Source organism: Brevibacillus choshinensis, from assembly GCF_016811915.1.
In the GTDB taxonomy this organism is placed as follows: domain Bacteria; phylum Bacillota; class Bacilli; order Brevibacillales; family Brevibacillaceae; genus Brevibacillus; species Brevibacillus choshinensis_A.
In genome coordinates this window covers 5,259,008-5,274,037 of the sequence record NZ_CP069127.1, presented here as the reverse complement: position 1 = coordinate 5,274,037, position 15,030 = coordinate 5,259,008, and the positions used below count along the sequence as shown (strand labels likewise).

Here is a 15,030-nt window from a genome sequence, read left to right as displayed (position 1 = left end):
CAGCGGCCTTGGAGGGCAGACGATATGGTAGAATAAATAGACCGTACATAGGGGAGGAGAGAATCTGGTGGAACTCCGCGGTATATTACATGGACTGACTCACGAATATCACGGGAAGGACAAGCCCGTTGATTACTATCTGCAAATCGGCGAGGATCGCATGCCACTCAACGAATGGCTGGGCAGCGAGCTGACGATTACGTTCTTGGGCGAAAAGAACTGCATTGCCTGTGGACGTAAAACCAACAAGACCTTTAACAGCGGGTACTGCTATCCCTGTTTCACCAAGCTGCCGGAAAATGACCTGTGCATCGTCAAACCGAACGAGTGTCATTTTGACATGGGGACTTGTCGGGATGAGAGCTTTGGCGAGAAGTACTGCATGATTCCTCATTATGTCTATCTGGCGGTTTCCAGCGATATGAAAGTAGGATTGACCCGCAAGCACAACCAGCTGAAGCGCTGGGTAGACCAAGGGGCGATCCGTGCCATTCCGATCGCAGAAGTGCCTACGCGCCGGATGGCAGGAGAGCTGGAGTTTCATTTGAGCCAGTATCTTCCTGACAAAACCAACTGGCGTAAAATGCTCAAGGGCGACGTCAAGGAAATCGATTTGCTCGCGATGCGCGATGAAGTGTACGGGCATTTCCCGGATGAATTCAAACCGTTCCAATACCGGGAGGATGAATGGGTGGACATCACCTACCCGATCCTCGAGTCCCTGGACAAAATCAATTCCAAGTCGCTGGACAAAGAGGAGACGCTCGGCGGACGCTTGATCGGGGTCAAGGCGCAGTATTTGATTTTTGAAAATGGCGTATTCCAGACGCGCAAACACGCCGGATATCAGGTAGAGATTTCAGCGAGGCCAACTGCATAAAGCTCCGCAAACTCCTCACACTGTAAGAAACGGCAGGGAGGAGAGAAGTGCAGTGAGGGACGAGCGTATCGAATACACGGAGCCTTTGACCGGAACGCTGGCTGAGGCAGCTGAGAATCGGGAGGGTACACAGCTTGGAGTCCCCTTTTCTCCGTTGGCGCAGACTTGGCAGGTAAACCCTGGAGACGAAGCAGTGGAACGGGAAGAGAAGCTGTAGCTATAAGAAAAGACTGCGATCAACCATTCATCGAGAAGACGACAGCCGAGCGCAAAGGGGCTGTCGTTTTTTGCTGCTCCCTTTTCCATGGATGCACAGCCTGAGGGCACAATGGTATGCTAGCCATAAGGAACATACAAGCAATCCATCCAATGACCGAGGTGAATCTACATGGCAATCAAAGCCTATCTGTACAACAAATGCGACACCTGCCGCAAAGCAAAGAAATGGCTCGAAGAAGTGGGAGTAGGATTCGAGGAAATCCCGATTGTCGACGCACCGCCATCCAAGGAAGAGCTGCGCAGCATCTGGAAGGCTAGCGGTCTTGATCTGCGCAAGTTTTTCAATGTCAGCGGCGTGCAATATCGAGAGCTGGGCCTCAAGGACAAGCTTCCTGCCATGTCTGAGGAAGAAATGCTCGAGCTCCTCGCTTCAAACGGCAAGCTGATCAAACGTCCATTGATCACCGATAACGCGACAGTGACCTTGGGCTTTAAGGCGGAAGAGCTGGAAAAGGCCTGGGGAGGAAAATAGACATGCGCCAACCATCCAAAAGACTGGAGCATCTGTCTGCGGCTATTTTCTCGGAGATGGCAGCGCGCAAACGCCAAGTGGCCAAAGAAAGGACGGTCTACGACTTGAGTATCGGGAGTCCGGATCAGCAGCCGGATCCGCAGCTGCTGGAGACGCTCGTCACAGCCGTCCAGGAGCCCGGAGCGTTTGGCTATGCCCTGAGTGAAGGAACAGCTGCGTTTCGCGAGGAGGTCGCTCGCTGGTACCAATTCCGTTTTCAAGTGGAGCTTGCACCGGACACAGAGGTTCATTCCTTAATGGGCTCACAGGACGGCTTGGCGCACTTTGCATTGGCATGGACAGACCCCGGCGATCTTGTGCTGGTCCCGGATCCTGGCTATCCGATTTATGCGGGAAGTGTCCATCTTGCAGGGGCTGTCCCTTATGCCATGCCACTTCGTCAGGAAAATGGGTTCCTCCCTGACCTCACAGTCATTCCGGAGGACGTGGCGATTCGTGCGAAATTCATGATCTTGAACTATCCGAACAACCCGGTTTCTGCCGTAGCAACCATGGAGTTTTTTGAAGAGGTCGTAGCCTTTGCCAAGCGTCACGATATCATCGTGGTCCACGATCTTGCTTACTCGGAAATGGCTTTTGACGGCTATAAGCCGCCGAGCTTCTTGCAGGCAGCCGGAGCGAAGGATGTCGGGATCGAGTTCAACTCGTTTTCCAAAAGCTTCAACATGGCGGGCTGCCGGGTTGCCTACGTCGTAGGAAATGCAGAGATCATCAAACCGCTCGCTGTCGTCAAGTCCAATGTGGATTACGGCGTCTTCCTGCCCGTGCAGCAAATGGCCACCGAAGCATTGAAGGCCGATCGATTGTCGGGTGGAGCGAATGCGGTAGGCCCGGTTTATCAGGAGCGTCGGGATGTGCTGCTGTCAGCGCTGGCGGATGCGGGATGGGAGATTGAGCCGCCAAAAGCGACGATGTTTGTATGGGCCAAGGTGCCAAAAGGGTGGACATCTCGAGAATTCGCCTTCGCTCTGTTGGACGAGGCGGGGGTAGTTGTCATCCCAGGCAGCGCTTTCGGTGAGGAAGGGGAGGGCTACGTCCGGATTGCACTCGTTCAGACGCCTGAAGTTCTCAGGCTGGCAGCCAAATCTATTTACGAATCAGGAATTCTCACTCGAAGATCGGAATGCGTATAGCGCTGTGCATAACTGGATAATCTATTATCTGTTGTGATTGGACAGATGAATGGGTGTAATTGAAAAAGAATAACAGGTTGAAATCATTCCTATATTATATTGACTATAAAGTAGGAAGTTTGTTATCATGGGACATGTAGGCAAAAACAACATTCCTAAGGAGGTTTTACATAATGGCTCAACGTCTAGTAGGAAACAAAGCTCCAGACTTTACACTGGAAACAGCACTGGGCAATGGTAAAGATTTCGGTAAGGTTTCCCTGTCCGATTACCGTGGAAAATGGTTGGTAATGTTCTTCTATCCACTCGACTTTACTTTCGTTTGCCCAACTGAAATCATCGCTCTGAGCGATGCGATTGAAGAATTCACAGATCTGGATGCAGAAGTTCTGGGTATTTCCACAGACTCTGTTCACTCCCACCGCGCTTGGATCAACACTCCTCGCGACCAAAACGGTCTGGGTGGCTTGAACTACCCATTGGCTGCAGACTTCAACAAAACAACTGCTCGCGATTACGGCGTTCTGGATGAAGAAGGCGGACAAGCTTACCGCGGTCTGTTCATCATCGATCCAGAAGGCGTTCTGAAATATCAAGTGGTTAACGACCTGAACATCGGACGCTCCACTGATGAAACTCTGCGCGTACTGCAAGCATTGCAATCCGGCGGTCTGTGCCCAGCTAACTGGCGCCCAGGTCAAGCTCAACTGACTGCAAAATAATCCTGCCACCACAGGGAATAAAGGGGTCTAACTTTTGTTAGGCCCTTTTTTGATAAACAGCGAGAAAGCGCTTGCGTTCATTCTTCCTCGGCGTATGTGCTTTCCGCTTAAACTTACTGGAGAGGTGTTCGATTATGCGTTTGCGTGAAGAATTGCCTGATTTTCCTGGGATCACCGAATGGGTGAACGGTCAGGTGACCAAAGCGGATCTGGCAGGCAGTCCTGTACTGGTCCACTTCTGGTCGGTGAGCTGCTACATGTGCAAAGAGTCCATGCCCAGTGTGAATGAGTGGCGGGACAAGTATGCAGCGAACGGACTTCGGGTCATTGGAATTCATATGCCCCGTTCTGAAAAGGACATGGACATCGAGACCATCAAGCAAACCATTGTCGAACACAAGCTGACCCATCCTATCGCGATCGACAACGAGATGAAGACCGTCGATGCTTTTCAAAACGAGTATGTACCAGCCTTTTACTTGTTTGACGAGAATCTGCAGCTGCGTCATTTCCAGGCGGGAGAGAAGGGTTTGAACCTGGTCAAAAAACGTCTGTTCAGAATTTTGGGGATCGAAGAGGAATCCTAGAATGTTCGTCAAATATGTATGTGGTATGGACAGTACCTGATAGGAGGATACGTAAACGATGGAATTCCCGAAAGATCTACGTTACAGTGAAGAGCATGAGTGGGTACGTGTAGAAGGAAACAAGGCTTACATTGGAATTACTGCTTTTGCTCAATCCGAGCTGGGTGACATCGTGTTCGTCGAGCTGCCAGAAGTAGGCGCGACGATCCAACAAGACGAGCCATTCGGCAGTGTGGAATCCGTAAAAACGGTTTCCGAGCTGTACGCTCCTGTAACCGGTAAAGTGGTGGAAGTAAACGGTGAGCTGGAAGATGCTCCAGAGCTGGTCAATTCCTCGCCTTATGAAAAAGCGTGGATGATCGCAGTGGAGCTGTCCGATGCAGCTGAACTGGACAAGCTGATGGACGCCGACAAATACGAAGCAATGGTAAAAGAATAAGCAAAGCAGCAAAAAAGCCGAGCGACGGAATTGTCGCTCGGCTTTTTCCATATCGGGAGTCAGGATAGTTTGAAAATACGGATAGCGTCGTTCATTTCTTCCGCCATTTTGGCAAGCATGGTCGCGGCGGCTGAAATTTCCTGCATCGAAGCATTTTGTTCCTCTGCTGCTGCGGCAACGTTTTGAGAATTGGATGCTGAACGTTCGGAAATTAAGGAAATGTGATCAATGGCAGTGATGATGGTTTCCATTTGCTCACTGATTTGCTTCATTTCCGTGCTCAGCTCATAGGTGCGGGCCGACAGTCGCTCTGTAGAGCCGCTAATCTGGTCAAACGCGGTTCCCGTCGATTGGACCAGTCGCATGCCATCGCCCAAGATCGATTCGCTATGCGACATTCCAGCCATTGCCGCTTCCGTATCCCGCTGAATGTCAGCCACGATGCGGCTTACTTGCTCCGCAGCGGAGCTGGATTGCTCGGCCAGCTTCCTGACTTCATCGGCGACAACGGCGAAGCCTCTTCCTTGCTCTCCGGCACGAGCGGCTTCGATCGCGGCGTTCAGGGCCAACAGGTTGGTTTGAGCGGCGATGGTTGTGATCAGGGAAATCATCTCACCGATTTCTTGGGAACGCTGCCCCAGCGTATGTACCATCGCAGAGGTTTGTCCCATTTGCGAGTGGATGGCAGTCATTTGTTGTACGGCCTGGATTGCCATCTCGTTTCCTTCCGCAGCTTGCTTGTTCGCTTGCGTGGTGGACGTGCTGACGATTTCAATGCCATTTTCCATTTGCGCGATCAGCTTGGCGATCTCGGTTACGACGTCGCTGCCTTTGATTGTCGCGTCGACCTGCTGCTCGGTGCCATGGGCGATTTCCTGTACGCTTTGCGCGATTTGCTCCGTCGCATGGCTGGTCTGCTCGGCGCTGGCCATCAGCTGCTCAGAAGTGGCAGCCACTTGCTGCGAGCTGTAGCTGACGCGTTCCAGCGTTTCCCGCAAGGTAGAAGCCATCGCATTGAAGCGCTCGCCCATTCGTCCAATTTCATCGGCTGTCTGAATCTCCATGGAGGCCGTGAAATCACCCTGTGCCAGGGAAACGGACAGCTGGTTGGCTTTGTCGATCTGTTTCGCCAGGCTTTTGCTGAACAGATGGATGACCAGGATCAGGACGGCTAGACCTGCGATGCTGACTGCCAGCAGCTTGAAAAAGAGCAGGCGAAGCGGTGTATAAAACTCGTTTTCAGGCATGACGAGGGCAATCGTCCAATTGGTTTCGGGAATCTTTTGATAAAAGAGGCGATTCACCCCGTTTTGATCGGTAAAGGTGCTGCTTCCTTCTGACTCCGCAAGCAATGTGGAGCCGATGCCCGCGAGAGAAGGATTGTCATCAGCTGTGATGGTTTGCTTCATTAGCTTATCTGCGTTCGGGTGTGCGAGATACTGGCCCTGTTGATCAAGCAAAAAGGACCATCCGGTAAGCCCCACTTTCGTCTCCGAAACGAACTTCTGGATATCGCTGAGCTCGATGTCATCCGTTACCATCCCGAGAAGCTTTTTATCGGGTGAAAAGAAAGGGGCAACCACTGTCAGCATGGAGGTCTTCGCCATCTCGTCGTAGTAGGGCAGGGAATAGTCCGTCACCTGCTTGGTACTGGCGCCCACTTGATACCAAGGCTGATTCGGGTAGTTGTAGGCTGGGTCGCTGTACCCCTCCGTCAAGGCAACGGTGCCGTCGTCCTGCAGGGTGCCGTAGGTGGAGACGTATTGGATATGGGGATCAAAGCGGTAGGGCTCCATGAAGATCCCCATGCCGAGTGAGGTTTCATTAATGGGAACGATTTTTTTGAGGAGCTTTTGCAATGGCTCCGTGTTAGAAGCAGGTGGCAAGCTTTCAATGGCGCGGGCTGTGCTTTCAGCCACTTTACTGTGTGCCTGAAGACGCTTTCCGACGGTGTCGCTGATCAAATCCAACTCGGAGTTCATTTTACTGGTGATCTCATCATTTAACAGGGTCACGGAAAATAAATAAGACAATGTCATGATGACCAGCAAGGTGACAATGATGACAGGCAGCATGATGCTGAGGGTTCGTGAGCGGATGCTTTTAAACCGGAACATGGGAGTGGGCTCCTTTTCTGATTGGATGTCCGTATATTTCCCGGTACCGGATTCACTCAAACCTGAATATAAGGTTTAGGCAAATGAGGGAAAAATTTCAAACTAATCAGAAAACATTGGTCAACTAAATCGGAATCAGGTACAATGGAAAGACCATACCTTTTCCAAATATTCGATTGGTATGTTTTGCGGGTAGAGAGTTTCTTGGATAGTACGCTACAATTGCTGTTACAGACAGAGTGTCGGCCAAATGATGTATGGTTTGGCGAAGAAGGAGGGAGACTATATGAGTTATTGCTGTGGTGCCGGAATGGTTGGATCGGTAGGGTCTGTCCGTCATTATAAAACGCTGGTGCATAATGTCCCCATCATGTTTTGTCCTGTATGTGACAGAATTGAAGTCCATCCCGCTATTGAGGGAGAGTACGAAATTTTAGTAGAATATGCTCAAGGAGATCAGGCGCCTGAAGTGGATTTCGCCGATTTTGTGAGTGTTGACAATACAACCGAGTTGTTCGAGAATTGTACCATGACGGATGAAGCTGCGAGCTTTGCCGATGTTCTCAAACAACAGATTGATATTTCATTGGATCTTCTCGGTGTTGCCAAGGAATTGAAGGATGACGAATGGCGCGAAGCCTTGATGATTCGTTTAAAACGGTTAAGCGAGCGGCTGAAGCAGTACAACAAAAGGAAGCAAATGTCGCAGAAAAGCGCATAACCAGAGTTGACGTGGGAGGCAGTGTGAATGTTTCATTTGAAAGGCGTTCATCACATCGCATTGAACTGCAGCGATGTCGTGAAGGTAGCTCATTTTTTTAAAGAGATATTGGAAGTTCCCATCCCAGAAGAGAATATCGTGGAAGGAGCGCCTGTCTACTTTCAAATAGGCACATACACACGAATTGGACTCCATCCATTTGGCGGGGACAATGGCAAGGGCGGAGTGGGTCAAATCGACCACGTTGCTTTTTCCGTAACGAGCCGCGCTGAATTGGACTATCTGGTGGATAAGCTGGAAGCAGAGAATATTTGTTACAGAGGCCCGATTGCTCGGCCGACCAGCTTTAACCTCTACTTTGAGACACCGGATGGGCATCATTTGGAAGTGCGATTGGATAAGGACGAACATGACGAATAAAACCAAATAGATGTTGCTAGAAAGTCTTCCACTCGCGGGTGGGAGTTTTTTATTTGCAGGTTGTCGAGAAAAAGAGGGTCAGCCTGACAGGACACGACAGTGCTTCCCATTCCTCGTCAAAGGATTCGACCAAAGGATCCGCGAACCCATCAAGAGAGAGGGGTGTGGAGCATGGTAGGGATCGGTGGATTGCTGGCAGAGGTAGCGGAGAGGCTGCAACAAAAGGCACATGTACGGCTGTTAACGGCAGGTTGGGAGCGACGGGTGGGGATTGTAGAGGTGGATACTCAGCTGCGGTGGCAGTTGACGTTTTCACAGGGACGTGCGTACTGCGGCGAGTGGGATGGGGAGCAATCGGCCGATCTTGTCCTCCAGGGGCACGAGCAGCAATTGCGGATGCTGCTGAATGGTGACGAGCTCCTGTACACGAGCGCCAAGCGACACGTGCGGATCGCGGGAGCCTTGCGCGATCAATTAAAACTGGATGCGATCTTGCGGCTCACGAGCAAGTGAGTGCTATAATAGAAGGAAAATGAGATATTCGAGGAGGAACGGGTATGTCCACGACTTTTTCTTTAAAGCAAACCGTTACCGCACGTGAAACATCTATTGCCGAAACATTCCGTCATTTGCACGCCAATCCGGAAATCAGCTGGAAGGAAGTGCAGACGACGCGCTATTTGGCGGATCGGATGCGATCCCTCGGCTTGCGGGTCACGACCTTTGAAGATTGCACGGGCCTCGTGGCGGAATGGGGAGAAGGAAAGCCCGTCGTCGGACTGCGTACCGATATTGACGCACTCTGGCAGGAAGTGGACGGGGAATGGAGAGCGAACCATTCATGCGGTCACGATGCCCACATGACGCTGATTGTCGAAGCAGTGGAGTCTTTGATCGCTTCGGGCTACCGGCCTGAGGGCACCGTTAAAATCTTGTTTCAGCCCGCGGAGGAAAAGGGGACAGGGGCGCTGAAGCTTGTGGAAAAGGGCGTCGTGGATGACATTGACTATTTGTATGGAGTGCATCTTCGGCCTATTCAGGAAATGAAGGGCGGCTTGGCTGGCCCTGCGATCTATAACGGGGCAGCTATGTTCCTGTACGGTGAAATAACGGGGGTAGCGGCCCATGGTGCCAGACCTCACCTCGGGATTAATGCAATTGAAGCGGCGAGTGCCATCGTCACAGGCATCGGTCAGGTACATACAGATCCTACGGTTCCGGCCACAGTCAAAATGACGATGCTCCAGGCGGGAGGAGAAAGCTACAACATCATTCCAGACAAGGCGCGTTTCGCACTCGATTTGCGGGCGCAGACCAATCAGGCGATGGACGATCTGCTTGCTCGGGTGCGGCAGGTGATCGACGGGGTGGCCGTCAGCTTTCAGGCACAGATCGATGTGCAGATGGGCTCCCGAATGGTGGCGGCGGAAGTAAGCGATGAGGCAAAAGCACTGCTGGAGCAATCAATCATCGATGTGCTTGGGGAGGAGAATCTCAGGCCGGCTCCAGTCAGCCCGGGAGCGGAAGACTTCCATTTCTATACGGTAGAGCGCCCGCAGATCAAAGCGACGATGCTGGCTCTCGGCTGCGATCTGGCCCCTGGCCTGCATCATCCCCACATGCAATTCGATGAGAAGGCATTGGTCAAAGGCGTGGAAATATTGGCGAATGTGGTCGTCCGAACGTTTGAAAAGCTCAAGTAAGCATGGTTGCGATGGCCCTGTACCTACGGTGCGGGGTTGACGCAAAAAAGCACCCGGTGCCTATCAGGTACCGGGTTTTTCGTGCAACCAGTAATTCACTAAGGGGCTTCGGGTTTGACTGGGGAAAGAAAATGACGGACAGGGGAAACTAGCTTGGAAGGTTATTCACACATTCTCCATAAGAGATTATAAAATTATGTAGCTTATTTGATCAAATGTGATATACTAATTACAAATTGAACGACAATACGAAAATGAATTACGATGATATTTCGAGATGAGCGACTGCGTGTTAGAATGGATAAGCAAATGACCTTTTGCATTCTAACTCGTTAGAAAGTCACAATAATGGATAGACATTTGGGAAGGAGATCGTTCACACATGGAAACCAACACCGTTCATAAGCTTGCTGACATTCTGGGAGCTTCCAAGGTATATAACAACCTGCCTGTTGCTGAGCTCGTAGAAATGGCAGTGAAGCGTGGCGAAGGGATTTTGACCGACAAGGGGGCGCTCAATGCGCTAACAGGCAAGTTTACTGGCCGTTCGCCAAAGGACAAATTTGTGGTGGACGAAGCTTCCGTACACGATAAAATCAACTGGGGTCCAGTCAACCAACCGATTTCCTCCGAGAAGTTCCAGCTTCTTCAACAAGACGTGCTCGAATACCTGCAAGGAAAAGAGCTGTTTGTATTTGACGGTTTTGCTGGAGCGGATACCACGTACCGCCTGCCGATTCGCGTGGTGAATGAATACGCTTGGCACAATCTGTTTGCTCGTCAGCTGTTCATCCGTCCGACAGAAGAAGAACTGGCGAACCATGAATCGGAATTTACTGTAGTGTATGCACCAAACTTCAAAGCAAACCCGGCTGTTCATGGAACGAACTCCGAGACCTTCATCGTACTCAGCTTTGAGCACAAAATGGTTCTCATCGGCGGTACGGAATACGCTGGCGAAATGAAGAAATCGATCTTCAGCGTCATGAACTACATGCTGCCTGAGCGCAATGTCCTGTCCATGCACTGCTCGGCAAACGTAGGTAAAGACGGCGATGTGGCTCTGTTCTTCGGTCTGTCTGGAACAGGGAAAACCACTTTGTCCGCTGACCCGGATCGTTTCCTGATCGGTGACGACGAGCATGGCTGGTCTGATAACGGTGTATTCAACATCGAAGGCGGTTGCTACGCAAAATGCATCAAGCTCTCCGAAGAAGGCGAGCCGCAGATCTGGAACGCGATTCAGTTCGGTACGGTTTTGGAAAACGTAGATGTAGACAGCGTTACACACAAAGCTGATTACGATAGCGATAAATACACGGAAAATACCCGTGCTGCATACCCGGTAGAAATGATCAAAGGGGCTGTCATCCCCGGCGTGGGCGGACAACCAAATGTGATCGTATTCCTGACAGCAGACTCCTTTGGGGTATTGCCTCCAATCTCCAAGCTGACAAAAGAACAAGCCATGTACCACTTCCTATCCGGCTACACCAGCAAAATGGCTGGCACGGAGCGCGGGGTAACGGCTCCACAAACCGAGTTCTCCACTTGCTTCGGCTCTCCATTCCTGCCGCTGCATCCAGTCGTGTATGCAGAGATGCTGGGTAAAAAGATCGACGAGCGCGACGTTCAGGTGTACCTCGTGAACACAGGCTGGACTGGCGGACCGGTGGGAGTAGGTAGCCGCATGAAGCTGTCCTACACCCGCGCAATGGTAACGGCTGCTCTGAGCGGTGAGCTGGAGAAAGTCGAATACGCAACGGATGCAACCTTTGGCGTACAAGTGCCAACGACTTGCCCGAACGTACCTGCAGAAGTTCTGCAACCGCGCAATACATGGGCAAACAAGGAAGATTACGACAAGCAGGCAGCTGATCTGGCTTCCCGTTTCATCGAGAACTTCGAAAAGAAATTCCCGAATGCAACCGACATCGCAAAAGCGGGTCCAAAAGCGTAACCATACAGGCTGTTTACAAAAAAAGAACGGATAGACGAACAGTGTCTACCCGTTCTTTTTTTGTTTTGCTCTATTCCAATTTTCCCAGCTCCAAGATGATGGGGCAGTGATCGCTCCCGGTGATGTGGGCATCAGTCTTTGCATCCAGCAGGGCAGGTGCCAGTCGCTTGGAAGCCAGAAAATAATCGATGCGCCATCCGATGTTTCGCTCGCGCACTTTTGGCATGTACGACCACCAGGTGTAGGCGTCTGTCTGATCCGGGTAAAAAAAGCGGAACGTATCGAGGAAGCCGGATTCGAGCAGCTCCGTCATCTTTCCGCGCTCTTCCGGAGTAAAGCCTGAGTTGTTGCGGTTGGACTTCGCATTTTTGAGATCAATCTCCTGGTGAGCCACATTGAGGTCACCGCAGACAATGACCGGCTTCTGCTCGTCCAGCTGGAGCAGATAGCGGCGGAAGCGGTCTTCCCACTCCAGACGGTAATCGAGGCGGGAGAGGTCCCGTTTGGCATTCGGCGTATACACATTGACCAGGTAGAAGGACGCAAACTCCAGCGTAATCACCCGTCCTTCAGGCTCGTGATTCTCTTCCAGGCCGTATCGGACCGAAAGAGGCTTGACCTTGGTAAACACAGCGGTTCCCGAGTAGCCTTTTTTCTCTGCGTAGTTCCAGTACTGCTCATAATCTGCTGCGTATTCCGCGGTGAACTGCCCCTCCTGCACCTTGGTTTCCTGTATGCAAAAAATATCTGCATCTGTCTGGGCAAAGTATTCTTGAAAGCCTTTATTCACACACGCTCTTATTCCGTTTACATTCCACGATACCATTTTCATTGTCGGCCGGATCTCCTTGCAGCAATTTGGCAGATGCCGTTTTCCCTAATCCTATCACAACTGTGAGGTTATTTTCGTGTAGAAAATGGAAAGACCCTCTGCAGTCATGGCTCAGCTCGAACCTGCTGCAGAGGGTTCTTCACTTGCGGGTCGGTGTGGTCGAGGCCAGCTCACGCATGCGGGTTGCGACAGCCTCTGCCAATTCAGCCGTCATCTCGGGGACATGGTTTTTCAGCACAGGATTGATGACAGGCGCTTTGACGCCCTTCGCAGTGATATCGAGGGCCCCTGTCATCCTTGTGCGCATATCTCCCAATGCCTGCGCTTTGAAAAAGCCTTCGCCGGCAAAATTTTCGTTGATCCCCGTCAGGTTGAACTTCACCAAGGAAGGTTCTTGCCACTCCACGATATCTACCTGAAGGTTGATTTTTTTCTTCAGAATGCCGATGTCGCTCGTAAAGGTCCAGGTGGACTTTCGGTCATTGATGATTTCATGGCTGAGGTAACCGGGCACCAGCGGAATCCAGTTTTCCATTACACTCACGAACGCCCAGACTGTCTGGATGGGAAGATCCAAATCGACATCATGTATCCCTTGAGGCATGGTCACTCATTCCTTTCCCTTCTGTGTTGACCCATCCTGTTATATGTATGGCAAAAGATCGCTGGTAATGTCATTCATATCTGACGGATGTATGCAACGTACCGGTCCCAATCCTGATGTGGTTTGCGAAAAAATAGAAGTGATGTACGGTAAAAAGAACAGACATGAGGGCATGCCTGTTCTTTTTTAATTCGCTATCAATACTATGCAGAAACATTAAAAAAAAACGATAACTCACAATAATAAAAACTAGTGAACAAAAATAAAATACTTTATAATTCAAATAGACAAGAAGAGGAGGGGGAGGAATATCTTGGAACAAGCGGTTGCATGGTTGAATGACTTGATTTGGAGTAAAGCGCTCATTTACTTGTGTTTGGGAACAGGTTTGTTTTACACCATTGCCACGAGATTTCTCCAGATTCGCCACATCAAGGACATGATCGTCCTGATGTTTGATGGAAAAAGCTCGGATGCCGGCGTCTCGTCTTTCCAGGCGCTTTCCATGGCATTGTCGGGCAGGGTAGGGACAGGAAACATAGCCGGAGTGGCAACGGCGATTGCGTTTGGCGGTCCAGGAGCGATCTTCTGGATGTGGGTGATGGCCTTTTTAGGCTCGGCTTCCGGATTTATCGAGGCTACTCTGGGGCAGGTATACAAGACGAAGCATAATGGCCAGTTTCGCGGTGGTCCGGCCTATTACATTGAAAAAGGACTCAAAGCAAAATGGTATGCGGTATTGTTTGCGATAGTGACAGTGATCGCTACCGGGTTTTTGCTGCCGGGTGTTCAGGCCAACAGCATTGCATCCGGAATGGAAAATGCGTTTGGCATAAATCCATGGGTGACGGGCATTATCCTGGCGTTGATTCTGGGAGCGATCATTTTTGGTGGCGTAAAGCGCATTGCAAACGTTGCCCAGATCGTCGTGCCGTTTATGGCTTTGGGATATATTTTGGTGGCATTGCTGATTGTTTTCCTCAACATCTCTGAGTTGCCAGCTATGATTTCTCTTATTTTTAAAAGTGCATTTGGTACAGAAGCTGCTTTTGGGGTATTCTCGGTTCGGCCATCATGTGGGGCGTGAAGCGCGGAATTTATTCGAACGAAGCGGGACAAGGTACAGCTCCCATGCTGCAGCTGCCGCGGAAGTATCCCATCCGGCCAAGCAAGGGATCGTGCAAGCATTCTCCGTGTACGTTGACACGCTGTTTGTCTGTTCGGCCACGGCGTTTATGATTCTGATTACCGGCATGTACAACGTTACTCCGGAGGGCGCAGCCCCGATCGTCAGCAGTCTGGGTGATGTGGAGCCAGGACCGATCTACACGCAGCTTGCGGTGGAATCCGTATTGCCGGGCTTTGGTTCTCCGTTTATCGCCGTCGCTCTGTTGTTCTTCGCTTTTACGACCATCATGGCGTATTACTACATGGCGGAGACCAATCTCACGTACTTGAATGGAGTGGTGCGACGAGTTTGGACGGAATATGCGCTGAAGCTGCTCATGATGGTCATGGTCGTTTACGGCAGCGTGAAATCGGCCGGGCTGGCGTGGACCTTGGGGGACATTGGCGTTGGCAGCATGGCTTGGCTCAACGTGATTGCGATTCTGCTGCTGACGAAGCCGGCGCTTCGAGTCCTTCGGGATTATGAGGAGCAGAAGCTGGAAGGGAAGGACCCGGTGTTTGATCCGGTCAAAGCAGGCGTAAAGTACGCTGATTTCTGGGAGAAGGAATACAAGCATCCGGAACAGGTGGTAGCAAAGCAGAGAAAGAGCGGTGCTTCGTAGGAAATCATTTCAATAAATATCCTTACGATATGGATGGCGTCTCACGGAACTGATGATTCAGGTGAGCGCCTTTTTTTGCTGCCCCTTTGGAAAGTGTTTCCGTTTCCGCTTCTCGTGCAATTTCATCTTGATCAAGGAGGGCGAACTGGCGAAAATAGAGTGATGGGCTTCCTTGGGAGGACGATTGCTGGGGGCTTTGGTATTACGCGCGGGACCTCTGGGAAAGATGTTCCAGTAGCGGGTGGAAAACGCGGATGCCTGTCGCCAAAATTCGACTTTCTAAATATAATGATTTAAAAATTACAGATATG

General features: G+C 50.9%; 15 protein-coding genes and 1 pseudogene. 13 read left to right on the top strand and 3 right to left on the bottom strand.

The annotated features are described in order from the left end of the window. The first annotated feature begins 67 nt into the window (after positions 1-67). The 7 genes from JNE38_RS26480 to gcvH all read left to right on the top strand — a co-directional run bounded on the left by JNE38_RS26480 (position 68) and on the right by gcvH (position 4,572). Positions 68-880 carry a DUF2797 domain-containing protein gene (locus tag JNE38_RS26480; RefSeq protein ID WP_203354041.1) on the top strand — a complete coding sequence of 271 codons (813 nt, stop codon included), beginning with the start codon at positions 68-70 and terminating at the stop codon, positions 878-880. Positions 881-932: 52 nt separating this feature from the next. Continuing rightward, entirely contained in the window at positions 933-1,097 is a 165-nt protein-coding gene (locus JNE38_RS26475; protein ID WP_203354040.1) for a hypothetical protein, read from the top strand. Between the two features lie 171 nt (positions 1,098-1,268). Then, on the top strand, positions 1,269-1,631 hold the full coding sequence (locus tag JNE38_RS26470) for an arsenate reductase family protein (RefSeq protein ID WP_203354039.1): 363 nt from the start codon (positions 1,269-1,271) through the stop codon (positions 1,629-1,631). 2 nt (positions 1,632-1,633) lie between these two features. Next, positions 1,634-2,824 (top strand): aminotransferase class I/II-fold pyridoxal phosphate-dependent enzyme, encoded by a 1,191-nt coding sequence (locus tag JNE38_RS26465; RefSeq protein ID WP_203354038.1) that lies wholly within the window; start codon positions 1,634-1,636, stop codon positions 2,822-2,824. 173 nt (positions 2,825-2,997) lie between these two features. Beyond that, a complete protein-coding gene (locus tag JNE38_RS26460; RefSeq protein WP_203354037.1) occupies positions 2,998-3,546 on the top strand; it encodes a peroxiredoxin in 549 nt (182 codons plus the stop codon). A 134-nt stretch (positions 3,547-3,680) separates the two neighbouring features. Continuing rightward, positions 3,681-4,133: a redoxin domain-containing protein gene (locus JNE38_RS26455; protein WP_203354036.1), complete on the top strand. Its 453-nt coding sequence runs from the start codon at positions 3,681-3,683 to the stop codon at positions 4,131-4,133. 58 nt (positions 4,134-4,191) lie between these two features. After that, entirely contained in the window at positions 4,192-4,572 is a 381-nt protein-coding gene (gene gcvH, locus JNE38_RS26450) for a glycine cleavage system protein GcvH (protein ID WP_203354035.1), read from the top strand. Between the two features lie 59 nt (positions 4,573-4,631). On the opposite strand, the gene JNE38_RS26445 is transcribed toward gcvH, so the two are convergent. After that, positions 4,632-6,689: a methyl-accepting chemotaxis protein gene (locus JNE38_RS26445; protein ID WP_203354034.1), complete on the bottom strand. Its 2,058-nt coding sequence runs from the start codon at positions 6,687-6,689 to the stop codon at positions 4,632-4,634. A 286-nt stretch (positions 6,690-6,975) separates the two neighbouring features. Between JNE38_RS26445 and JNE38_RS26440 the strand changes: the two genes are divergently transcribed. The 5 genes from JNE38_RS26440 to pckA all read left to right on the top strand — a co-directional run bounded on the left by JNE38_RS26440 (position 6,976) and on the right by pckA (position 11,493). Beyond that, positions 6,976-7,410, top strand: a complete 435-nt coding sequence (locus JNE38_RS26440) for a hypothetical protein (protein WP_203354033.1) — start codon at positions 6,976-6,978, stop codon at positions 7,408-7,410. A 27-nt stretch (positions 7,411-7,437) separates the two neighbouring features. Beyond that, positions 7,438-7,830 (top strand): VOC family protein, encoded by a 393-nt coding sequence (locus JNE38_RS26435; RefSeq protein WP_203354032.1) that lies wholly within the window; start codon positions 7,438-7,440, stop codon positions 7,828-7,830. Positions 7,831-8,001: 171 nt separating this feature from the next. After that, positions 8,002-8,343, top strand: coding sequence for an SCP-2 sterol transfer family protein (locus JNE38_RS26430; protein ID WP_203354031.1), 342 nt, complete (start codon positions 8,002-8,004; stop codon positions 8,341-8,343). 44 nt (positions 8,344-8,387) lie between these two features. After that, complete coding sequence (locus tag JNE38_RS26425) at positions 8,388-9,533, top strand: M20 peptidase aminoacylase family protein (RefSeq protein ID WP_203354030.1); 1,146 nt, start codon at positions 8,388-8,390, stop codon at positions 9,531-9,533. Between the two features lie 382 nt (positions 9,534-9,915). Continuing rightward, entirely contained in the window at positions 9,916-11,493 is a 1,578-nt protein-coding gene (pckA, locus tag JNE38_RS26420; protein WP_203354029.1) for a phosphoenolpyruvate carboxykinase (ATP), read from the top strand. A gap of 70 nt (positions 11,494-11,563) precedes the next feature. Here pckA and JNE38_RS26415 read toward each other — a convergent pair whose 3' ends face one another. Then, on the bottom strand, positions 11,564-12,325 hold the full coding sequence (locus JNE38_RS26415) for an exodeoxyribonuclease III (RefSeq protein WP_203354028.1): 762 nt from the start codon (positions 12,323-12,325) through the stop codon (positions 11,564-11,566). Between the two features lie 139 nt (positions 12,326-12,464). Beyond that, the gene (locus tag JNE38_RS26410) at positions 12,465-12,929 is read right to left on the bottom strand and encodes an SRPBCC family protein (protein WP_203354027.1); all 465 of its coding nucleotides are present in this window, start codon (positions 12,927-12,929) and stop codon (positions 12,465-12,467) included. Between the two features lie 313 nt (positions 12,930-13,242). Here JNE38_RS26410 and JNE38_RS26405 point away from each other — a divergent pair. Then, positions 13,243-14,719 (top strand): annotated as a pseudogene (locus JNE38_RS26405) (alanine/glycine:cation symporter family protein). The last annotated feature ends 311 nt before the right edge of the window (positions 14,720-15,030 follow it).

Bases quoted from the DNA above. Each gene is read 5' to 3' on its own strand.
- JNE38_RS26455 (WP_203354036.1), top strand. From the start codon at position 3,681: ATGCGTTTGCGTGAAGAATTGCCTGATTTTCCTGGGATCACCGAATGG.
- JNE38_RS26430 (WP_203354031.1), top strand. From the start codon at position 8,002: ATGGTAGGGATCGGTGGATTGCTGGCAGAGGTAGCGGAGAGGCTGCAA.
- JNE38_RS26415 (WP_203354028.1), bottom strand. From the start codon at position 12,325: ATGAAAATGGTATCGTGGAATGTAAACGGAATAAGAGCGTGTGTGAAT.
- gcvH (WP_203354035.1), top strand. From the start codon at position 4,192: ATGGAATTCCCGAAAGATCTACGTTACAGTGAAGAGCATGAGTGGGTA.
- JNE38_RS26410 (WP_203354027.1), bottom strand. From the start codon at position 12,929: ATGCCTCAAGGGATACATGATGTCGATTTGGATCTTCCCATCCAGACA.
- JNE38_RS26470 (WP_203354039.1), top strand. From the start codon at position 1,269: ATGGCAATCAAAGCCTATCTGTACAACAAATGCGACACCTGCCGCAAA.
- JNE38_RS26425 (WP_203354030.1), top strand. From the start codon at position 8,388: ATGTCCACGACTTTTTCTTTAAAGCAAACCGTTACCGCACGTGAAACA.
- JNE38_RS26460 (WP_203354037.1), top strand. From the start codon at position 2,998: ATGGCTCAACGTCTAGTAGGAAACAAAGCTCCAGACTTTACACTGGAA.
- pckA (WP_203354029.1), top strand. From the start codon at position 9,916: ATGGAAACCAACACCGTTCATAAGCTTGCTGACATTCTGGGAGCTTCC.
- JNE38_RS26465 (WP_203354038.1), top strand. From the start codon at position 1,634: ATGCGCCAACCATCCAAAAGACTGGAGCATCTGTCTGCGGCTATTTTC.
- JNE38_RS26435 (WP_203354032.1), top strand. From the start codon at position 7,438: ATGTTTCATTTGAAAGGCGTTCATCACATCGCATTGAACTGCAGCGAT.
- JNE38_RS26445 (WP_203354034.1), bottom strand. From the start codon at position 6,689: ATGTTCCGGTTTAAAAGCATCCGCTCACGAACCCTCAGCATCATGCTG.
- JNE38_RS26440 (WP_203354033.1), top strand. From the start codon at position 6,976: ATGAGTTATTGCTGTGGTGCCGGAATGGTTGGATCGGTAGGGTCTGTC.